Origin of the sequence: Pseudarthrobacter sp. LT1 (genome assembly GCF_035621795.1) — a bacterium.
Classification (GTDB): Bacteria; Actinomycetota; Actinomycetes; order Actinomycetales; family Micrococcaceae; genus Arthrobacter.
In genome coordinates this window covers 197782-218784 of the sequence record NZ_CP141830.1, presented here as the reverse complement: position 1 = coordinate 218784, position 21003 = coordinate 197782, and the positions used below count along the sequence as shown (strand labels likewise).

General features: G+C 67.2%; 21 protein-coding genes. 14 read left to right on the top strand and 7 right to left on the bottom strand.

Annotation, left to right across the window (positions count from 1 at the left end):
* Positions 1–11 precede the first annotated feature (11 nt).
* Positions 12–2291, top strand: coding sequence for a maltose alpha-D-glucosyltransferase (gene treS, locus VIK36_RS01085; protein WP_255174010.1), 2280 nt, complete (start codon positions 12–14; stop codon positions 2289–2291).
* Positions 2292–2327: 36 nt separating this feature from the next.
* Here the strand turns inward: treS and VIK36_RS01080 are convergent, their stop codons facing one another.
* A complete protein-coding gene (locus tag VIK36_RS01080) occupies positions 2328–3545 on the bottom strand; it encodes an ROK family transcriptional regulator (RefSeq protein WP_324643770.1) in 1218 nt (405 codons plus the stop codon).
* Positions 3546–3740: 195 nt separating this feature from the next.
* Between VIK36_RS01080 and VIK36_RS01075 the strand changes: the two genes are divergently transcribed.
* The 10 genes from VIK36_RS01075 to VIK36_RS01030 all read left to right on the top strand — a co-directional run bounded on the left by VIK36_RS01075 (position 3741) and on the right by VIK36_RS01030 (position 14103).
* Complete coding sequence (locus tag VIK36_RS01075) at positions 3741–4832, top strand: Gfo/Idh/MocA family protein (RefSeq protein WP_420716280.1); 1092 nt, start codon at positions 3741–3743, stop codon at positions 4830–4832.
* A complete protein-coding gene (locus VIK36_RS01070) occupies positions 4829–5650 on the top strand; it encodes a hypothetical protein (RefSeq protein ID WP_255174008.1) in 822 nt (273 codons plus the stop codon). The genes VIK36_RS01075 and VIK36_RS01070 overlap by 4 nt, the downstream gene beginning before the upstream one ends.
* Positions 5651–5762: 112 nt before the next feature.
* Positions 5763–7091 (top strand): ABC transporter substrate-binding protein, encoded by a 1329-nt coding sequence (locus VIK36_RS01065; protein ID WP_159634565.1) that lies wholly within the window; start codon positions 5763–5765, stop codon positions 7089–7091.
* 12 nt (positions 7092–7103) lie between these two features.
* A complete protein-coding gene (locus VIK36_RS01060; protein WP_324643768.1) occupies positions 7104–8066 on the top strand; it encodes a sugar ABC transporter permease in 963 nt (320 codons plus the stop codon).
* Complete coding sequence (locus VIK36_RS01055; protein WP_255174006.1) at positions 8066–8956, top strand: carbohydrate ABC transporter permease; 891 nt, start codon at positions 8066–8068, stop codon at positions 8954–8956. The genes VIK36_RS01060 and VIK36_RS01055 overlap by 1 nt, the downstream gene beginning before the upstream one ends.
* Before the next feature lie 41 nt (positions 8957–8997).
* On the top strand, positions 8998–9750 hold the full coding sequence (locus tag VIK36_RS01050; RefSeq protein ID WP_255174005.1) for a sugar phosphate isomerase/epimerase family protein: 753 nt from the start codon (positions 8998–9000) through the stop codon (positions 9748–9750).
* The gene (locus VIK36_RS01045; protein WP_324643767.1) at positions 9747–10874 is read left to right on the top strand and encodes a Gfo/Idh/MocA family oxidoreductase; all 1128 of its coding nucleotides are present in this window, start codon (positions 9747–9749) and stop codon (positions 10872–10874) included. The genes VIK36_RS01050 and VIK36_RS01045 overlap by 4 nt, the downstream gene beginning before the upstream one ends.
* 56 nt (positions 10875–10930) lie before the next feature.
* Complete coding sequence (locus tag VIK36_RS01040) at positions 10931–12109, top strand: Gfo/Idh/MocA family protein (RefSeq protein ID WP_255174003.1); 1179 nt, start codon at positions 10931–10933, stop codon at positions 12107–12109.
* A gap of 51 nt (positions 12110–12160) precedes the next feature.
* On the top strand, positions 12161–13162 hold the full coding sequence (locus VIK36_RS01035; RefSeq protein WP_255174002.1) for a sugar phosphate isomerase/epimerase family protein: 1002 nt from the start codon (positions 12161–12163) through the stop codon (positions 13160–13162).
* Between the two features lie 8 nt (positions 13163–13170).
* Complete coding sequence (locus VIK36_RS01030; RefSeq protein WP_324643766.1) at positions 13171–14103, top strand: biopolymer transporter Tol; 933 nt, start codon at positions 13171–13173, stop codon at positions 14101–14103.
* Here VIK36_RS01030 and VIK36_RS01025 read toward each other — a convergent pair.
* From VIK36_RS01025 to VIK36_RS01015, 3 genes are all read right to left on the bottom strand, one after another.
* Complete coding sequence (locus VIK36_RS01025; RefSeq protein ID WP_324643765.1) at positions 14075–14950, bottom strand: glycosyltransferase family A protein; 876 nt, start codon at positions 14948–14950, stop codon at positions 14075–14077. The genes VIK36_RS01030 and VIK36_RS01025 overlap by 29 nt on opposite strands.
* 231 nt (positions 14951–15181) lie before the next feature.
* On the bottom strand, positions 15182–15559 hold the full coding sequence (locus tag VIK36_RS01020; RefSeq protein ID WP_255173999.1) for a hypothetical protein: 378 nt from the start codon (positions 15557–15559) through the stop codon (positions 15182–15184).
* An 89-nt stretch (positions 15560–15648) separates the two neighbouring features.
* Positions 15649–16548 (bottom strand): SDR family oxidoreductase, encoded by a 900-nt coding sequence (locus tag VIK36_RS01015; protein WP_255173998.1) that lies wholly within the window; start codon positions 16546–16548, stop codon positions 15649–15651.
* A 221-nt stretch (positions 16549–16769) separates the two neighbouring features.
* Here VIK36_RS01015 and VIK36_RS01010 point away from each other — a divergent pair, with 221 nt between their 5' ends.
* Genes VIK36_RS01010 through VIK36_RS01000 form a run of 3 tightly spaced genes read left to right on the top strand, consistent with a single transcriptional unit; the run spans position 16770 to position 18323 of the window.
* Positions 16770–17288, top strand: a complete 519-nt coding sequence (locus VIK36_RS01010; protein ID WP_324643764.1) for a DUF6328 family protein — start codon at positions 16770–16772, stop codon at positions 17286–17288.
* Between the two features lie 2 nt (positions 17289–17290).
* The gene (locus tag VIK36_RS01005; protein ID WP_255173996.1) at positions 17291–17953 is read left to right on the top strand and encodes a DUF6766 family protein; all 663 of its coding nucleotides are present in this window, start codon (positions 17291–17293) and stop codon (positions 17951–17953) included.
* A gap of 34 nt (positions 17954–17987) precedes the next feature.
* Positions 17988–18323, top strand: a complete 336-nt coding sequence (locus VIK36_RS01000; protein ID WP_324643763.1) for an LPXTG cell wall anchor domain-containing protein — start codon at positions 17988–17990, stop codon at positions 18321–18323.
* Here VIK36_RS01000 and VIK36_RS00995 read toward each other — a convergent pair.
* From VIK36_RS00995 to VIK36_RS00985, 3 genes are all read right to left on the bottom strand, one after another.
* A complete protein-coding gene (locus VIK36_RS00995) occupies positions 18320–19444 on the bottom strand; it encodes a glycerate kinase (RefSeq protein WP_324643762.1) in 1125 nt (374 codons plus the stop codon). The genes VIK36_RS01000 and VIK36_RS00995 overlap by 4 nt on opposite strands.
* 86 nt (positions 19445–19530) lie before the next feature.
* On the bottom strand, positions 19531–20340 hold the full coding sequence (locus VIK36_RS00990) for an SDR family oxidoreductase (RefSeq protein WP_324643761.1): 810 nt from the start codon (positions 20338–20340) through the stop codon (positions 19531–19533).
* Between the two features lie 18 nt (positions 20341–20358).
* Positions 20359–20805 (bottom strand): hypothetical protein, encoded by a 447-nt coding sequence (locus tag VIK36_RS00985; protein WP_324643760.1) that lies wholly within the window; start codon positions 20803–20805, stop codon positions 20359–20361.
* Between the last annotated feature and the right edge of the window lie 198 nt (positions 20806–21003).

The following is a 21003-nucleotide window of genomic DNA, read 5'->3' as shown; positions in this document are numbered from 1 at the left end:
AAGAGGAGCTTATGCGGGAGCCGGGCACCAGCGAGCGTACTTCAGAAGCGGATGCAGCCGCCGCGGGCAATGCGGAAGTGGAAGAGGGCGCTGCGGAGCCGTCACCGGACCTGGAGGTTACTTTCGACGAGCAGTTCTTCGCTGCCCGGCCCAAGGCACTTCGGCCCATCGCGCGCCGGCGGCAGTTCGTGGGCAGCAGGCCGTCCTTCGAATTCGACGGGCGGAACGCCGCGTATGTGGAGTGGCTGCGCAACCAGGCCATGCTCGGGGATGCGAATACGCTGGCACGGCAGCTGTCCGGCCAAGCCAGCATGTGGCAGAACTCGTATGCCCATCCCAACCCGCGGGCCGCCGTCGAACGCGCCTCCGTATGGTTTACCGCCTACCCGCTGTCCTTCATCACCCGGACCGGCCAGTCCTTCCTCTCCGCCTTGGGCGACCCCGAGATGTGGAAGGCTTTCCGCGAAATCGGTATCCGCGGGATCCACACCGGACCCGTGAAGCTCGCCGGCGGCATCAGCGGCTGGTCCCACACGCCCAGCGTTGACGGCCACTTTGACCGCATCAGTATGGCGATTGATCCGGTCTTCGGCACCGAAGAAGAGTTCCGCAGCATGTGCGAGGTCGCGGCTGAGCACGAGGGCACGGTGATCGATGACATCGTCCCCGGCCACACCGGCAAGGGCGCCGACTTCCGCCTGGCCGAGATGAACTTCCGGGACTACCCCGGGATCTACCACATGGTGGACATCCCGGAAGAGGACTGGAACCTGCTCCCGGACGTCCCGGAGGGTGCGGACTCGGTCAACCTCAGCCCCGACTCCGAACAGGCCCTGCAGAAGGCCGGCTACATCATCGGCCGCCTGCAGCGGGTCATCTTCTACGAGCCGGGGGTCAAGGAGACGAACTGGAGCGCCACGCGGCCCATCGTGGACACCACGGGCAAGACCCGCCGCTGGGTCTACCTGCACTACTTCAAGGCCGGCCAGCCCTCCATCAACTGGCTTGACCCCACGTTCGCCGGCATGCGCCTGGTGGTGGGCGATGCCCTGCACTCACTGGTGGACCTGGGCACAGGAGCGCTCCGCCTGGACGCCAACGGCTTCCTGGGCGTCGAGAAGAGCGCCGAGGAGCAGCCCGGCTGGTCGGAGGGGCACCCGCTGTCCGAGGCCGCCAACCAGCTCATCGGCTCCATGATCCGCAAAGTGGGCGGGTTCTCCTTCCAGGAGCTGAACCTGACCATCGATGACATCAAGGCAACCTCGGAGGCCGGGCCGGACCTTTCCTACGACTTCATCACCCGGCCGGCCTATCACTACTCCCTCGTGACGGCCGATACCGAGTTCCTGCGGCTGACCCTCCGCCTGTCCATGGAAATCGGGGTGGACCAGGCCTCGCTGGTGCACGCGCTGCAGAACCATGACGAACTCACCTATGAGCTGCTGCACTTCGCTGCCGGACACCGGGACGAGATGTTCGAACTCAACGGCGAGGAACTCACCGGCGCCCAGCTGGCCGAGAATGTGCAGCAGACCCTGCGGGACCGGCTCACCGGGGAGAATGCGCCGTACAACGCAGTGTTCACCACCAACGGCATTGCCTGCACCACGGTCAGCTTCATCATGGCGGCCCTGGGAATCAAGGACCCGGCCACAGTAACCCCGGAGCAGGAGGCGCAGATCCGGGACGTCCACCTGCTCCTGGCCATGTACAACGCACTCCAGCCCGGCGTCTTTGCCCTGTCCGGCTGGGACCTGACCGGCATCATGGCCCTGGACCGCAGCAGCGTCCGCGAACTCACGTCCCAGGGCGATACGCGCTGGATCAACCGGGGCGCGCACGACCTCATGGGGACCAGCCCGGACGCCACCAACTCGTCGGCCGGGATGCCGCGGGCCCGCAGCCTGTACGGCTCGCTGCCGGACCAGCTGCAGGACCAGGACTCCTTTGCCCGCCGCCTCCAGCGGATCCTCGCTGTCCGGGAAGAAAACGGGATCGCCACGGGCACCCTGCTGGACGTGCCCGAGGTCTCCAACCGCGCCGCGCTGGTGCTGGTCAACCGGTTGAAGGACGGGGCCCTGCAGGTGACCGCGCTGAACTTCTCGGGGCAGGACATCGCCGGCAGCATCCAGTCCAACGAGCTGCCGTCCGGCGCCAACGTCCAGGACCTGTTCAGCGGCGAAACCGTGGGACAGGTGGATGACCTGCACAGCTTCTTCCTGGAGCTGCCCGCCTATGGCGGAACCGCGCTGCTTTTGACTGAGGCGCCGGAGCCCGAAGCGGAGGCGTAAAGCTGATCGCCGGGTGGCGCCGCGGATCCTCCGGCGTCACCCGGCGATGGCGCCCGCCAGGGTGGCTTCGATGACGGCGGGCGAGAGCACGTACTGGGTGACCAGCTGGCTTGCCCCGAGCACGGCGGCCTGGCCTCCGGCGCGGGAGACATTGATGCGCAGGTGCGAGGTGGCCAGGGGCGGCGAGCGCCGGTACACCACCTCGCGGATGCCGGCCACCAGGTGCTCCCCCGTCTCGCCCATGCTGCCGCCCACCACGATAACGGACGGGTTGAGCAGGTTGACCACGGTGGCCAGCACCTCGCCGATGTCCCGTCCGGCCTGGCGCAGCGCCTGGATGGCCTGCAGGTTGCCGTCGGCGGCGAGCCGGAGCACGTCGGCGCCCTTGGCCACGTCCAGCCCCTGGTCCCGGAGGGAATGCACGACGGCGGGACCGGACGCCAGCGCTTCCAGGCACCCGTAGTTTCCACAGGCGCACAGGATATCCGCTCCCCGCGCCACCTGGACGTGGCCCAGGTCGCCTGCCGTGCCGTTGGCGCCGCGCTGGAGTTCGCCGTTGCTGATGATGCCGGAGCCGACCCCGGTGGCCACCTTCACGAAGAAGAAGTTGTTGTGCTCGGGCCAATGGGCGGACTGTTCCCCCAGGGCCATGATGTTCACATCGTTGTCCACCAGCACGTGCACGGGCAGGGAACGCTGGACATAGCTGACCACGTCGAACCCGTCCCAGCCGGGCATGATGGGCGGCTTGACCGGCTTTCCGGTGTCGTGTTCCACGGGCCCGGGCAGGCCGATGCCGATGCCGGCAAGTTCCGCAACGCTCCGGCCAGCGGAGGCCAGCAGCTCCTTGCCCTGCGCCACCACATGGTCCAGCACGGCTTCCGGTCCCTCTGCCACCTGCTGCTCGAGCCGGTGTTCGGCGAGGATTTTCCCGCCGAGGTCGGTGACCGCGACGATAACGTGGGTGGCCCCCACGTCCACGGCCAGGACCAGGCGGGCGGACGGGTTGAAGGCAAAGCGCGACGGCGGCCTGCCGCCGCTGGAGAGCGCCTCCCCTGCCGGGCCCACCAGGCCGGACAGCATGAGGGCGTCGATCCGCGAGGCGACCGTGGAACGGGCGAGTCCCGTACTGAGGGCAAGTTCGGCGCGGGTGCGGGCCCTGCCGTCGCGGAGCAGCTGGAACAGGTCCCCGGCACGCGACAGGCTGCCGACGTCGGAGTCTTTTCCGGCCTGCCTGCCCGTCGCTGAAGTCATGTCTAAGTCATAACACTGTTACTTAGGGCTGTCATCACAGCAGAAGAATGACGCGCAACAAACAACTTTTGCTTGACGCGCGTCAAAAGTCGTTCTACGTTGTGACTCAGGGCACATTTGCGGTTCCGATGGCAACCATTCACCGCACTGATCCCTCCGCTACTCCAGAGTCCGCTTACAAAGAGGTAGTTGAACTTGTCCCACATCGCAGCGCCAGCAGACCGGCCCCTCGGCGTCGGCATCCTCGGCGCCGGGCCCGTCACCCAGGCCATTCACCTTCCGGCTTTGGCGCGGCTCCGGGACATCCTGGAAGTACGGCACATCATGGACGTGGACCCCGACGTGGCCTCTTCGGTGGCGGCCCGGGTCCGGGCCGCATCCAGCACCAGCCTGGACGCCCTGCTGGCTGATTCCGGCGTGGACATCGTGGCGATCTGCAGCCCCCATCAGTTCCACGCGGACCAGGTCATTGCCGCCTGCCGGGCAGGCAAAAAAGCCGTCCTCTGCGAGAAGCCCTTCGCGATGAACAGCGACGAGGCAGCCAGGATCGCCGAGGTCAGCGCCGAAACGGGGGTGCCGATCGTGGTGGGGGCCATGCATACGTTCGACCCCGGCTGGATCGCGGCGGAACAGAACTGGGGCGACCTTCCCGCGCAGGCACACACCATCCGCTCCTCCATCGTCCTCCCGCCGAACGCCCGCTTCGAAGACTTCGCCACCGAGATCATTACCCGCCCTGCCCCCGGCACACCCGATTACTCGGACGTCGAGGTCATCAAGGCCATGATGCAGGGCGGCATCATGGGCCTGGCCATCCACGACCTGCCCCTGGTGCGGCGCTTCACGCCGGACTTCGGCGAGATCGAGGTACTCCAGGCGCTGCACGTCCGGCCCTCCGGCTACGCCGTCTCACTCCGCACCCCCACCCGCGTCATCGAATTGCGTGCCGTCATGAACAGCACCTGGAAGCCCGAGTGGACCTTCGAGGCCATCGGCGACGACTCCGCACTCCGCATCGACTTCACGCCCTCCTACGTCCAGGCCGGCTCCGCCGTCGCCACCTTCTCCTGGGGCAGCGAAACCAGCACCTTCGGCCCGTACGGCCACAACGGCTACGAAGGCGAGTGGCGTGAACTGGCTGAACTGGCCCGCGGCACGCGCCCGGTCCCCTCGGCCCAGGCCCTGATCGACGACCTCACGTTCGCCCTGGCCATCTCTGCGGCCACCATGGAGAACGTGGCCGCAGGACACGCGGCCACCACGGAAACGGCAGGAGCCAGCGCATGAGCGCGTACACAGTGGCAGCAACGCCGCAGGCCGAAGAAGCAGGCGCGGTGGCCCTTGCGGTGGCCTCCCTGCCGGCGACCTTCGGCCCCGCGACGGAGGACCGGGCGGCTGACGTTGCGGTGCTCGCCGGCGAGGCAGGCTGGACCACGGAAGCCGCCCGCGCCGTCGACTCCGGGTCGCGCGGCATCCTGGTGGTGGATCCCGTCCCCGAGGAAACCACGCAGTTGGCGGACGCTGCCCGGGCGGCCGGTGCCGCCGTCGTCCTCGATCTCCACTGGGCCTCCAACCCCGCGCTGATCGGCGAAAGCAGCGACCCCGACGCCCGCGACGCTGTACGCAGCGCCCTGGGCACGGCGTCGCTGCTGGACACTGTTGCCACGGCAGCCCCGGGCACGGACGTGCAGCGGCTCCTGGCCCGGCACCTCGCCGCCGTGCTCGCCGTCAGCGGACAGCTCCACGGCGTCAGCGTCCTCCGCAGCGGCACCACCGGGTACACCGTCACCGGCCGGCTGGCCAACGGCGCACCGTTTACCGCCCAGGGCGTACTCACCGCAGCCCGCCCGGCCGGCGTCGGCATCCACCTCTACACGGCCGACGGCGGCGTGGATGTCCAGGTCCCGGATCCAGACGCCGCGTGGCCCGCCGAAGTCAGGGTCACCGGGGCCCACGGCCAACTTTTGCTTCCCACCCTCTACGAATCCGCCCACCGGGCGGCGTGGCGGCGCCTGAAGAACCATCTCAGCGCCGGCACCCTCCCGGACGACCTGGCCGGGTTTGCCCGGCTGACCGACCTCTACGCAACCCTCGCTGCCACGTAATTAGCCCACCTATACGCAACCGAACAAGCAGTCCAGTCCCACCTCCACTCTCAACGATGAGCAGGACCGCACCAACGGCGCACAGCGCAAGACGGTCCCGAAAGGACACATCATGAACGCAACTCCCGAACAGCGCCGCTCCTTTTCCCGGCGCGGCTTCCTGGGCCTGACGGCTGCCGCAGCCTCCGTACCCCTGCTCGCCGCCTGCGGCGGCGGCTCGGCATCGCAGGGAGGCGGCGGGGGCGGGGCCGGCGGCACCGTGAAGTTCTGGGACATGCCCTGGGCCACACCGGCCTACAACGATGCCGCCAAGGGCATCGCGGAAGGTTTCTCCGGTGCCAACGGCGCCAAGGCGAGCTACCAGATCATCCAGTGGAACAACTTCTACCAGACCTTCTCCTCCGCGATCGCCTCCAAGACGGGCCCGGCTGTGTCCACGGGCGGCGGCTTCCAGGCTTTCCAGTTCGAGCAGCAGGGCCAGATCGCCTATGCGGACAAGGTGATCGAGAAGCTGAAGGCCAACGGCCAGTTCGATGACTTCCTACCCGGCGTACTGGACCCCTTCAAGTCGGACAAGGGCTACGTGGCGGTCCCATGGCAGCTGGACATGCGCGTCTTCTGGTACCGCAAGTCCCTGTTCGAGAAGGCCAACGTTGCCCTGCCCACGGACTGGCCGTCCCTGCTGGAAGCAGGCAAGGCACTGAAGAAAGTGGGCGCGTTCGGCTTCACCACCGGCGCAGGCGCAGGCAACAACTATGCCAACCACTCCATGATCATGATGATGGTCAACAACGGCGGCGGCGTCTGGAACAAGGACGGCGAGCTGGACCTGATGAATGACCGCAACGTCGAGGCAATGGAATTCGTCCTGGAGCTGGTGTCCAACGGCATCGTCGACCCGGCCGCGGTCAGTTACACCACGGACAACATGTCCGCCCAGTGGAAGGACGGCAAGGCCGGCTACGGCCTCTTCCAGGTGAACGTCCCGCAGCGCGTGGGCGACACCTCGGGCGACCTGCTGGTGGCCGACCCCATCAAGGGCCCGCACGGGGACAAGGCCACCATCGTCTTCCCAAACAACATCATGATGTACACCAACACCCCGTCGCAGGAAGCCTCGGAGGAGTTCCTGGTGTACTACCTGGGCCAGCTGAAGCAGCTGTGGCAGAAGAAGCTGATGTCCGCGCTGCCGGTCTTCAAATCGATCACGGAGATCCCCGAGTTCGCCAACGACCCCAACAACGTCAAGATCGTCAAGGACTGGCAGCCCATTGCCAAGACCTTCGCCGCCCAGGGCAGCAGGCTCAATGCCAACCTCGCGGCCCTTGACGGCGGGCAGGCACTGAACCAGTTCAGCCAAACCATCATCACCGGCAAGGCCGACGCCAAGACTGCCCTGCAGACCTTCCAGTCCGGCCTCGAATCGGTCCTGAAGAAGTAGGACCGAGCGCCCATGTCCAGCACCACCACCCAGTCCGGCCTAAGCCGGGCCCGCCGCGGGCTTGCCCCCGGCGGGTCCGGGGCCGTCCCCGGAAAACGCAAGAGCAAGCTCTCCGCGCAGGCCACCAGGACGTTCTTCTGGCTCCTGCTCCCCTCCGTGGTCCTCCTCGTCCTGATCCACGGCTACCCGCTGATCTACGCCGCCATCCAGGCGACGCACGACGGAGACCTGCTCCAGACCGGCAACTTCGTGGGCGGCCAGAACTTCGCCACCGTCCTGACCTCGCCGGCGTTCTGGAAGGCTGCCCAGTTCACGCTGTGGTTCACCATCGTGGGCGTCTTCGGGTCCTGGCTGGTGGGGCTGGGCCTGGCCCTGCTCCTGCGCACCAAGATCCCGGCCGGCGGCACGTTCAAGGTCCTGCTGCTCCTGCCCGGGGTGGTGCCCATCGTGGTGTCTTCCACGGCCTGGAACTGGCTGGTGGCCACCCCGGACAGCCTGATCCCGTCGCTGTTCCGGAACCTGGGCATGGGCACGCCGCTCTTCCTGGCCGATCCCACCCTGGCCTCCATCACCGTGATGGTGTTCAAGGTCTGGGTCAGCTTCCCGTTCATGATGATGATGATCTCGGCCGCCCTGGCTTCGGTGGACACCACCGTTTATGAGGCCGCCAGCATGGATGGCGCCAGCCGCTGGCAGCAGTTCACCCAGATCACCCTGCCGTTGATCGCGCGCTCCACGTACATCAGCTGGATCCTGATGACCATCTTCTGCGTCAACGACTTTCCCACCATCTACCTGCTCACCGGCGGCGGCCCTGTCAATGCCACCACTTCCTTGGTGGTCCTGGCCTACCGGACCGTGTTCCAGGACTTCGCCACCGGCCCCGGCGTGGCCATCGCCTTCCTCATGACCATGACCCTGGTGGTCATCTCGGTCATCCTGTACCGCCAGATCCGAAAGTCGAGCGTCGAATAATGAGCGCAGTCCTCCACGCCCATCCCGAATCCGGCCCCGCGCTCGGCATCGACGCCGGCAAGCGGCGCAGGGTCCTCTCCGAAGCGGGCCAGCGCGGCCGCTGGTGGCGCTTCGCCGCAATCCTCATCATCACGGGGATCGTGCTGGTGCCCATCATGGTCACCGTGCTGCTGGCCTTCACGCCCGGACCCAACAGCACTGCCACCGGCCTGACGTTCGAGAACCTCGGCAACGTCTTCTCCAAGACCCTGGCCGCCACCTGGCTGAAGAACAGCCTGATAACCACCTTGTCCACCGTGGTGGTCTCCGTGGCTGTTGCCGCCCCTGCCGGCTACGTCCTCTCCCGCGGCCGCAGCAAGGCAGTGTCCGGGTACTCGCTGCTGCTGTTCGTCATGCAGTCGCTGCCCATCATCACTTCCGTGGTGCCGCTGTTCATCCTGTTCGCCGGCATGGGCCTGGTGGACAACCTCCTGGGCCTGACCATCATCTACGTGGGCTCCACCATGACCGTGGCCACCTGGATGATGGCCGCCTACTTCGACTCCATCCCCATCAGCCTTGAGGAAGCATCCTGGATCGACGGGTGCTCCGTGTTCGGCTCGTTCACCAAGGTGGTCCTGCGGAACTCCCTGCCCGGCGTACTCTCCACCGCGATCTTCGCCTTCCTCCTGGCCTGGAACGACTACCTCGTGGCCATCGTGTTCCTGCGTTCCAACGAAATCTTCACCCTTCCCATGGGCGTGCAGTCCTTCTTCCAGCAGAACGCCACGGACTGGACATCCGTCATGGCCCTGGCCGTGGTCATGATGCTCCCGCCCGTCATCGTCTTCGCCACGCTGAACAAATACTTCAGCGTCGGCGGCATCGGCGGCTCGCTCGCCGGCCGCTGACCCCAGTCCCCTTCGATTCACTACAGACGCTAAGGAAACCCATGTCCTACTCACTTCAGCTGTACACCCTGCGCAACGCGATCGCGGAGGACCTCCCTGGCACTATCCGGAAGGTTGCCGAAATCGGCTACACCCAGGTTGAGCCCTACAACTTCGTGGCCACTGCCAAGGAACTCGGCGCCGCCCTGAAGGAAAACGGCCTCACCGCACCGTCGGGCCACGCGCCCCTGATGAGCCAGGACCAGGACGAAATCTTCGCCGCGGCGAAGGAACTGGGCATCACCACGGTCATCGATCCATTCCTGCCCGCCGAGCACTGGCAGACGGCCGAGGACATCCAGGCCACCGCAGCCAAGCTCAACGCCGCGGCAAAGAAAGGCGCCGGGTACGGCATCCGGGTCGGCTACCACAACCACGCCTGGGAACTGGAGTCCACCATCGAGGGCCGCACCGCCCTGGAGTACTTCGAGTCCCTGCTGGACCCGGAACTGGTCCTCGAAGTGGACACCTACTGGGTGGCCGTCGGCGGCCAGGACCCGATCGACATCCTCACCAAGCTCGGTGACCGCGTGAAGTTCATCCACATCAAGGACGGCCCGCTCAACAAGGACAACAAGGCCCAGCGGCCGGCGGGCCAGGGCAAGGTCCCGGTCATGGACGTCATCGCCGCCGCGCAGTCCCTCGAGGTAGGCGTGGTGGAGTTTGACGACTACGACGGCGACATCTTCGAGGGCATCGCCCAGAGCCTTGCCTTCCTGGAGAACAACACCGCAGCCGAAGGAGCCAACGCATGAGCACCCCCGCCAGCAAGCCTGCCCGCAGCGGCCCCGTGGGCGTCGGCGTCATCGGCGCCGGCGTGATCAGCAAGCAGTACCTGGACAACCTCACCGCCTTCCCTGACCTCAAGGTCCACGTCATCGCCGACCTCTTCGAGGACGCCGCCGAGGCCCGTGCCAAGGAGTACGGCATTCCTGAGTGGGGAGGCGTGGACAAGGCCCTGAACCACCCCGACGTCGAAATCATCGTCAACCTCACCATCCCCGCAGCGCACGTGGAGGTGGCCACCGCAGCCGTCAACGCGGGCAAGCACGTCTGGACCGAAAAGCCGTTCTCCCTGGACCGCGAATCCGGCCTGGGCCTGCTCAAGACCGCCGACGCCGCCGGCATCCGCCTGGGCTGCGCCCCGGACACCTTCCTCGGCGCCGGTATCCAAACGGCGCTGCGCCTGATCCAGCGCGGCGACATCGGCACGCCGCTGACTGCAATGACCACGTTCCAGACCCCCGGCCCGGAGTCGTGGCATCCGAACCCGGCTTTCCTCTTCCAGCACGGCGCCGGCCCGCTGTTCGACATGGGCCCCTACTACCTGACCACCCTGGTCCAGGCCTTCGGCTCCATCCGCAAGGTGGCCGCCGTCGGTTCCAAGGCCAAGGACGTGCGCGTGATCGGTTCGGGGCCCAAGGCAGGCGAGGAGTTCACCGTCGAGGTGCCCACCCACGTCTCCGCCATGGCGCAGTTCGAATCCGGCGCCTCCTCGCACAGCGTCTTCTCCTTCGAATCCCCCCGGACCCGGATGGGCTTCGTGGAGATTACCGGAACCGACGCGACCATTTCGTTGCCGGACCCCAACTACTTCACCGGCGACATCAAGCTCTGGCGTGCCGGCGACGAGGACTGGACCACGGTTCCCGCCACCGGGCCGGCCAACGGCCGCGGCATGGGTGTCCTGGACATGGCCCGCTCCATCCGCTCGGGCGTCCCGCACCGCGCCACGGGTGAACTGGCGTACCACGTCCTGGACACCATGGTCTCCATCTCGGAGTCCGTCGATTCCGGCACGTTCGTGAACGTCGAAAGTTCGGCCCCGGTAGCCCCCGCCCTCCCCGAGGACTGGGCGCCGGAAACCGCCACGCTCTGATCCAGCAAGTAATCCAGCACGTAGTCCAGCCAGCAGGAAGCACGCAGGAACGCATCATGACCGCAGCCGCACACCCGTCCGAACCCCCGGCCTCCCGACCGGCTTCGCGCCCGCTGGGCGTGGCCGCGATTGGTTATGCCTTCATGGGCAAGGCCCACTCGAATGCGTGGCGGAATGTGGCCAGCTTCTTCGACGTCCCGGCCTTCGAGCAGAAAGTCCTCGTGGGCCGGGACGCCACCGCGGTCGCGGAGGCCGCGGAAAGGTATGGCTGGGCCGAATCGGCAACGGACTGGCGCACGGTGATCACCCGGGATGACATCGACATCGTGGATATCTGTGCCCCGGGCTGGATGCACGCGGAGATCGCCATCGCCGCCCTGGAGGCAGGCAAGCATGTCCTGGTGGAAAAACCCCTGGCCAACACCCTGGCCGAGGCAGAACTGATGACCGCCGCAGCGGCCAAGGCCCGAGCCAAGGGGGTGCAGTCGATGATCGGGTTCAACTACCGGCGCGTCCCGGCCCTGGCCCTCGCGAAGGAACTGATCGCCGAAGGCCGGCTGGGCACCGTCCGGCACGTCCGGGCCGCGTACCTGCAGGACTGGCTCGCGGATGCCCAGGCACCCATGACCTGGCGGCTGCGGAAGGAAACGGCCGGGTCCGGTGCCCTTGGCGACATCGCCTCCCACGCCATCGACCAGGTCCTGTTCCTCCTCGGTGACCAGGTCACCGAGGTGTCCGGCCGGCTCAACACTTTCGTGGACCGGCGCCCCGGCGAGAACGGCACCGAGGACGTCACGGTCGACGACGCCGCCTGGGCCACGCTGTCCCTCACCTCAGGGGCCATCGCCTCAGTGGAAGTCTCCCGGGTGGCCACCGGACGGAAAAACAGCCTCCAGATCGAGATCTACGGCGACAAGGGCAGCCTCCTGTTCGACCTGGAAAACCTCAACGAACTCGGCTTCCTGGACGCCACCGCCCCGGTCCGCGAACAGGGCTTCCGGCGCATCCTGGTCAACGAACCCGGCCACCCCTACCTGGAAGCCTGGTGGCCGCAGGGCCACATCATCGGCTGGGAACACACCTTCACCCACCAAATCCGCGACTTCCTCACCGCCATCAAGGACGGAACCCAGCCCTCGCCGTCGTTCGAAGAAGGACTGAACGTCCAGCACATCCTGACCGCCGTGGAGGAATCCGCCGCCAACAAAAGCACCCTCACCGTCGTCCGACACTAACGCCTGCCCCGGCAGCGCCCGCCAGCCCAGCCTTAAGCCAAGGAGCCCCGAATGCCCCGCCCGTTCACCCTGTTCACCGGCCAGTGGGCCGACCTGCCCTTCGAAGAAGTCGCGAAGCTTGCTTCCGGCTGGGGCTACGACGGCCTCGAAATCGCCGTCTCCGGCGACCACCTGGACGCCTGGCGCTGGGATGAACCGGGCTACGTCGAGTCCAAACTCGCAATCCTGGACAAGTACAACCTCAAGGTCTGGGCCATCTCCAACCACCTCAAGGGCCAGGCCGTCTGTGATGACCCCATCGACTTCCGGCACCAGGCCATCGTCGGGTCCAAAGTCTGGGGCGATGGCGACCCCGAAGGCGTCCGCCAGCGCGCCGCCGAGGAAATGAAACACACCGCCCGGCTCGCCAAGGCCCTCGGCGTGGACACCGTGGTCGGCTTCACCGGCTCCTCCATCTGGCAGTACGTCGCCATGTTCCCGCCGGTTCCGGAAAAAGTCATCGACGCCGGCTACCAGGACTTCGCCGACCGCTGGAACCCCATCCTGGACGTCTTTGACGAATGCGGCGTCCGCTTCGCCCACGAAGTCCACCCAAGTGAGATCGCCTACGACTACTGGACCACCGTCCGCACCCTCGAAGCCATCGGCCACCGCGAAGCGTTCGGCCTGAACTGGGACCCCTCCCACATGATGTGGCAGGGCATTGACCCCGTCTCCTTCATCTGGGATTTCAAGGACCGGATCTACCACGTGGACTGCAAGGACACCAAGATCCGCCAAACCGGCCGCAACACCGTCCTGGGCTCCCACCTGCCCTGGGGCGACCCCCGCCGCGGCTGGGACTTCGTCTCCGCAGGCCGCGGCGACGTCCCCTGGGAAGCCTCCTTCCGCGCCCTCGCCGCCATCGGCTACAACGGCCCCATCAGCATCGAATGGGAAGACGCCGGCATGGACCGCCTCCACGGCGCCCCCGAAGCACTGGCAGCACTCAAAAAATACGACTTCCCCCCATCCCAAACCAGCTTCGACGCCGCCTTCACCAGCAAGGACTGATCCACACCATGCGTGCCCTGCAGCCGGGCCAGCAGTGCGAGGTTTGGATCGCATCGGCCGGCGGCGGACTCGAACTGGCATACGCCACCGGGAATATGCTCCTGGAGGCACCCAACTGGACGCTCGATGGCCGGGCATTGATCCTGAACGGGGGCGGCCTCCTGTGGAGGCTGGACCTGGCTGACGGGTCCCTTGCCGGGATCGTGCTGACGGACCTCCCGGCCCTCAACAACGACCATGTCCTGGCCCCGGACGGCGAGACCATCTTCCTGTCCGGGGAGGACGGACACATCTACCGGGCCCCCTTGGCGGGTGGACGGGCAACCAGGATCACGGCCGACGACGGGTCCTTCCATTTCCTGCACGGCGTCAGTCCCGACGGCACGGAGCTCGCATATGTCGGGATTGAGGGCGGCGACTTCACGCGGCCCGGCCGCCTGATGACCATAAAGTCCGACGGCGGTACTGCCGCAAGGGTCGACGTCGGGCCCGGGCACTGCGACGGGCCAGAGTACTCGCCCGACGGCGACTGGCTGTACCTCAATACGGAGTCCTTCACCACGGTCCCCGGCCATGCCCAGCTGGCCCGCGTCCGGCCCGACGGAAGCCAGTTCGAGCGGCTGGTGCACAGCGCTTCCGTGGACTGGTTCCCGCACCTCTCCCCCGACGGCCGCCTGGCCGGCTACATCCGCTTCCCCGCCGGAACGCAAGGCCACCCCGCAGACCTGCCGGTCGACGTCGTCCTCGTCTCCACCACTGACTGGACCACACCGCTCCACACCTGGCCGGTGTTCGGCGGCCAAGGCACGCTGAACGTCAACAGCTGGTCGCCGGATTCAGACCGCTTCGCGTATGTGGCGTACCCGCTGTCCGGGGCAGCCGGCGGCAGCGGAGCCTGGGGCCCTGCCCCCACTAGGGCGCCTCGGCGGAATCCTGCCTGAGGACGACGTCGTGCGCCTCCACCCGCCGGTCCGTCACCGTGGTGGGCGCTTCAAGGTGGACCGCGCCGGAGGGCAGGATGCCTGCCCCGCCGTACCGTTCCATCACTTGCCACTGGGCCACAACGTCCTCGCCGGCGTGGTCTGCCGGGAGGCTGGTCCAGAAACGGAACCCGCCGGCGTCGTTCAACGCCTCCCTGCGGTACAGGACGCAGCCGCCCAGCCACGCTACTCGGTAGGGCACCCAGTCGCCGGGCTGCAGGGCCAGCTCGGCACTGAGATGGCTGAGATTCGCGGCGTTGTGCAGCGGCCACCGCTCGAATTCCGGGCTGCCCGGGCGGATGCGCTCCGGCGCCACCGGGCCCTCCCAGGCTGAGAAGGCCGCCGTTTGTTCAGGCCGGCGATCGTCCAGGAAGGACAGCCCCTGCGGGGCCATGCCCACAAACCCGCATTGCAGCTCGGCGAGGGCCTGGCTCAGCCGTTCCAGGGCGCCGGGCTCCAGCCAAACGTCGTCGTCCAGGAAAAGGCACTGCTCCGCGGTGGACTGGTCCAGCAGGAACTGCCGGTGTTCAGCTAGTCCCCGCCGTGGGAGGTGGCGCAGCAGCGTGACGGGCCGGCCCTGCGCCTCGAGCACCCGCACCATCGCAGCGGGCGCCGGATGGTCCCACGCGGGCTGCCCCGCTGACTGGTCGCTGACTACGACGGCGAACGCGGGTTCCTGCTGCGCTGCCAGTCCCGCGAGGGTGACGGCCAGCTCAGCCGGCCGGTTGCAGGTGGGCACCAGGACGTCCACCGCCGCTTTGTCCGGCCGGTCCGGTTGCCGCGCCCACTGCTCCGAAGTCTTGCCCACGGGTCCACCTCCTGGCGTCGAAATTGACGCCGGCGGGCAGGATGGGGTGCCTTCTGCTGCCTGCCGGCTGATGTGGTTTCGCGTGTTCCGTACCCAGCCGGACGGGATGTATGCCAGTGCGCGGACCGCGGGACGCGCCGGCAGGAGGAGCCGCGGGAACGGCAAAGGCCCCCGTTTCCCCTGCCGCAGCGGGCAGTGGAACGGGGGCCAGAGGCCAGGTGCGAGGGTGACTTATCCGGCGTCGAAGCTTTCGTCGTCGTCGTTCGGCGATTTCTCCTGCGGAAGGTCATTTCCGCTGCCGTCCGGAATGCCCGTGGCTTCCTGCCCGGACTCCGAGGAGACAGGCGCCGACCCCTGGGAATCGTCATTCGACTCGTCGATCTCCGCCGCGCTGGAGGGGAGGTCCATGTCGTGCGGGACCGGGTTCTGGCCCGTCCCGGACTGCGGTTCGTTGGTGTCCGCGCCGGCCGATGAAGCGCCGCCGGACTGCTGGGCGCCGCCGCTGGACTGCTGGCCGCCCTGGGTGCCGGCAGCCTCCTGCTCGGCGGTGGGGGTGCCGTAGCCGCCCGGGGCCGACTCGGGTTCAGCCTGCTGGTTTTCCTGCGTCATGCTTCCTCCTGTTGTGCGTTGCCGATGTTGCTGGTCTGTTGATACTGCCCGGGCGATGGAACCCGGTACTGCCTGGGGCGCGGTCCTGCCTAGAGCCCCTTGCCGCCGGTGACGGGCAGGACTGCGCCGGAGATGTAGGAGCCGTCCTCGGATGCAAGAAGTACGTAGGCTGCGGCGAGCTCGGCGGGTTGGCCAGCGCGCTCCAGCGGCGTGTCCTGGCCGAAGGAAGGGAGCTTGTCCGGCCACTCGGTGGCGGGAATCAAGGGTGTCCAGATGGGGCCGGGGGCCACCGCGTTGACGCGGATCCCCTTCGGGCCGAGCTCCTGGGCCAAGGCCTTGGTGAAGGCCACCTGCGCTGCTTTGGTCATGGCGTAGTCGATGAGCTCCGGCGAAGGGTTGAAGGCCTGGATGGAGGCCGTGGTGATGATCGAGGCCCCGGCCTTCAAGTGCGGCACGGCTGCCCGCGCCGACCACAGCAGTGAATAAAGGTTGGTGCGGAAGACCCTGTCGAACTCTTCGGTGGGAAGTGTCTCCAGGCTCTCCCGGTTCTTCTGGTAGGCCGCGTTCAGCACCAGGACGTCGAGCCGCCCGAATTCGGAAACGGCTTCCTCCACGATCCGGGTGCTGAACTCCTCTTCACGTCCGTCACCCGGAAGAAGGAGGACCCGGCGCCCGGTTTTGCGGATCCACTCGGCGGTATCCTGCGCATCGTCTTCCTCCTCCGGCAGATAGGAGATGGCGACGTCGGCCCCTTCCCGGGCGAACGCGATGGCTGCAGCCTTTCCGATGCCGGAGTCGCCGCCGGTGATGAGGGCGGCCTTGCCTTCGAGCTTGCCGTGTCCTTCGTAGCTGAGCTCCCCGTGGTCCGGCTTGGGGTTCATGGGTGCTGTGAGCCCGGGCTGCTTTTGTTCCTGCTCGGGAAAGGGGCCCGAGTGGTAGCCACCGCGCGGATCCTGCGGCTGGTCTGTCTGCTTGTCCGTGTCGCTCATAGTCCGCCTGCCTGGTATCGGTTGACCTGTGTCGATATAGAAGGGCTCCGCCGTGCTCCGGCCCTTTGAAGCTATCCCGGGCAGGGGACCAAGTCCACCACCGCAGGTAATAATCAGTAAACTTATCAAATGTTGTAGCGGGCGCAACGGCCAGCCTTGTTTCTGGGTACGGGAGGAGTAGAAAGAAGACTTGGACCGCCGCCGGAGAGGAAGGAGCGCCGATGTCCGAAGTTGAGGACTACACGGGCCGCACGGGCCGGAACGAGACCCGCGAGGAACAGCTGGACCGCAACTGGGCCGAACTCCTGCAGGAGTTGCGGGTGCTCCAGACCGGGGTGCAGATCCTGGCCGGCTTCCTGCTGACCCTGCCGTTCCAGCAGCGCTTTGAAAAGCTGGACGACTGGGAGGTTGGCCTCTACCTCACCAATGTGGTGATTGCCGCCCTGACCACCGCCTTCATCCTCCTCCCGGTCAGCGTGCACCGGCGGCTTTTCCGGAAACGGTTGAAGGAAATGCTGGTGTCCAGCGCGGACACCATCACCAAGATCGCCCTTGGCGGCATCGCCCTGTTGAGTGCGGGAACAGCCGCCCTGGTCTTCGATGTTGCGGCCGGCCGGTCCGCCGGGGTCATGGCCGGCGGCGCGCTGCTGGGCGTCATGGTGGTGATGCTGGTGTTCGTTCCGCTTCGCCTGAACAAACGGGCCACCGGGAGGATCCTCCCGGCCGAAGATAAGGAGTAAGGATGCGTAAGTGGGCCAAAGAGCACGGGCTGCTGGTAGCCAACCTGGGCCTGTTCCTGGCGTTCTTCGTGGGAATGGTCCTCTCGGGTGCAGCGTCGTACAGCGAAGACCAGCAGGCCCACGGCGAACCGGCGGTGTCCGTACTTCAGTTCTTGGGAACCGGCGCGTTCGTTGAGGCCACGTTCGAGAACTGGGAATCGGAGTTCCTGCAGATGGCCATGTACGTGGTCCTCACGGTGTTCCTGTTCCAGAAGGGCTCATCCGAGTCCAAGCCGATGGGCAGGAAGGCCCCTCAGGACCAAGACCCCCGGGAAGCGCGTATCAGCAGCGCCACCCCGTGGCCGATCCGGCGCGGCGGCGTGGCACTGAAGGTGTACGAGCACTCCTTGTCGATCCTGTTTTTCGTGCTGTTCCTTGCCTCGTTCCTCCTCCACGCCGCCGGCGGGGTGGACGAGTACAACCAGGACCAGCAAAGCCACGGCCAGCCCGCCATCACGTTCCTGCAGTACCTGGGCACCAGCCGTTTCTGGTTCGAGTCCTTCCAGAACTGGCAAAGCGAGTTCCTGGCCGTCGGCGTCCTGGTGGGAGCGTCGGTGTACCTGCGGGAGAAGGGATCCCCGGAATCGAAGCCTGTTGCCGAACCCCACTACGAAACCGGCGCCTAACGGCCCAACCAGCCCATCCATGAGGAGAGACTGTATGCGAACGTTCGTGCGAACCACCCTGCTGGCCCTGCTGCTCCTCGCAGCCCCGGCGCTTTCCGCCGGGGCAGCAACCGCTGCGGCAGGCACAGTACAGGCAGGCCAGGTGGCCCCGGGATCGGCCGGTGCGGCATGGCCGGCAGCCACGTCTCCCACGCCTTCCCCCGGGGATACCGCGTCCACCGGTCCGGCCAACCCCGGCACCGGCGAGTCCGCACAAAATGAGTCCACGCGACTGAATTACACCCCGTGGGTGATCGCCGGCGTGGCTGCCCTGTTGGTGATTGCCATCCTGGTGTTCCGGCGCCGCCGCAACACCACCATCGTGGGCTAGGCGCCTTCGAGTACCTGGCTCGTTGCCCAGGCCAGGTACTTGCCGGCGTTTGCTACGGCATCTTCCGGGCTCGACGCCACATCCAGCAGCTGGGCCGCGGCCACCACGCCGTGTCCGGCGAGGTCCTCGAAGGTCACCAGGATCCTGCCGGCCACCACAATGACGGGGATGCCGCGGTCCCGGGCCGCGTTCGCGAGCGCGATCGGCGCCTTGCCGGTGAGCGACTGGGAGTCCATGGATCCCTCACCGGTGATCACCAGGTCAGCCTGGTCCAGCTGGGCGGCCAGGCCGGTCAGCCCCGCCACCAGCGCAAAGCCGCCTTCCAGCGTGGCGTTGGTGAACGCAAGGAACGACGCCGGGAAGCCACCGGCGGCGCCGGCGCCGGGGACGTTCACGTCCCGGCCCGTTGCTTCCCGCAGCACCGACGCCCAGTTGCGGAGCCCGGCGTCGAGCATTTCCGTTGCGTCCTGGTCCGCGCCTTTCTGCGGCGCGAAGACGTGGGCGGCGCCGGACGTCCCGTACAGCGGGTTGCGGACGTCGACGGCGATGCGGAATGTGGTGGCGGAGAGCCTCGGGTCCAGCCCGCTCGTGTCCAGCGCTGTGACGTCGGCCAGCGAACCTCCGCCCAGGGGCACCACGTTTCCTGCTGAGTCCAGGGGTTTCAGGCCGAGGGCGCGTAGTGCGCCGCTGCCGCCGTCCGTCATGGCGGACCCGCCCAGGCCCAGGACGATCTCGGTGGCGCCGGCGTCGAGGGCTGCGGCGATGAGCTGGCCGCACCCATAGCTGTGGGCGCGCAAGGCGTTGGCCGGGGTTGGTTCCATGTCCGCCAGGCCGGACGCCTGGGCGGTTTCGATCACCGCCGTGACCTTGCCGTCGCCTGCCTTGTGGATGGCCCAGGCGGCGCCAAGCGGGGCGAGGATGGGCCCCACGACGGCGTTCAACCGCTCCTCATATCCTGCCGCCACGGCCGCTTCCAGGGTGCCCTCGCCGCCGTCGGCGATGGGAAACTGGGTGGCGACGGCGTCCGGGTAGACCCGGAGTGCCCCTTCGGCGATGGAGGCGGCGGCTTCAGCTGCCGTCAGGGACCCCTTGAACTTGTCCGGAGCGATAAGAATGCGCATGCGCTCCATCATGCCAGCACGGCGTTGGAAAGCGCTTGCCAAATCCGCGATGCGGACTGAGTGACTCCTCAACCGGACGGAACGGCCTAGCCCTCACGCCACTCATTGCCGGTGAGGTGCGAGCCGGCCTGCGGGCCCATCTGGAGCATGCCGCCGTCCACCACCCAGGCCGCACCCGTCACGTAGCTGGACGCCGGCGAGGCAAGGAAGGCGATGACGTCAGCGATCTCCCGCGCGTGGCCAGGCCGTCCGAGCGGCACCCCGGGCCGTGCCGTCGTCGTCGGATCCTGGTCCTCCTGCCCCGTCATGGGGGTGGCGATCTCGCCGGGGGCCACCGTGTTGGCCGTGATGCCGTACTGGCCCAGCTCCAGGGCGAGCGTTTTCATGAGGCCGCCCAGGCCGTGCTTGGAGGCATCATAGGCGGATGAACCCACGCGCGGCTGGAACTCATGCACGCTGGACACCGCCACCAGCCGGCCGCCCTTGCCTGCCTTGACCATGCGCCGCGCCGCGGCCTGCAGGCAGACGAATGCGCCGTTGAGGTTCGTGTCGAGGATCTTCATCCAGTCGTCGATGCCCATATCGAGGAACTTGGTGCTGGCCCCCGTCCCCGCGTTGTTGACGAAGACGTCCAGGCCGCCCAGTTCCCCGGCGAGGTCGTCGATCACGCCCGCAGCAGCCCGGAGTTCTGTGGTGTCAAGCTGCCGGACCACGGCCTTGCGCCCCAGGCTGCGGATCTCTTCGGCCGTCCCCTCCGCACCCGCCTTGTCCGAATGCCAGGTGACGCCCACGTCCATCCCGGCGCGGGCCAGCGCAACAGCCGTGGCCTTGCCGATTCCCGAGTCGGAGGCGGTGACGATGGCGGCAGTGGGCGTGAAGTTGCTGGTATCGGGCATGGCGGGCCTTTCTGTAGGTCAGGCAGGGCGGCGGAGGTCGGACTCGTAGGACTCGTCAATAACGGCGGCGGAGCCCCCGCGGCCTGCCGCCTCCAGGTTTGGCCGGCCTTCGGGCACAGCCATGAGGGGCACGGCGAAGGTCACCACGGGCCTGTTGCCGGCGTCGTCAGCCGATCTGATGGTCAGGCTCCTGGTGCCCGGCGGCACGGACGGGGTGAAGACCTGCAGGTTGCGGGCCCCGACGGTGGCCGATTCCTGCAGCGTGTATTCGGTCCCGAAGTGGTCCTGGAGCAAGAGCCGGGGCTCGGGGGCGTCATCGGAGGGAAGGTGAATGTTTACCACCAACCCGGAGGCCCATACCTCCACGGACAGAATGGTGAATTCGGTGGCTGACGTGACGTGCCGCCCGTAGGTGGGGGGCAGCAGCATCCGGCGGAGGTCGCCGGACGGAATGAGGTTGCTCATGGTGGTTCCTGTGGGTCTTGCGCCGGCGGCCGGTGCGGGGTACCGGAGGGTAATCCGGAACCCGATGGCGCTGGGGCGCGGGTGCGGCTTGGGCGTCTTCCCGGCTGGGGTTTTCCAGCCGGAAGAAATTCGACGGATGCCGTCGCTGCGCGGTTGCTGGTGGATGAAATTCAGTGTGTCCGGGAATCGAAGGTGCAG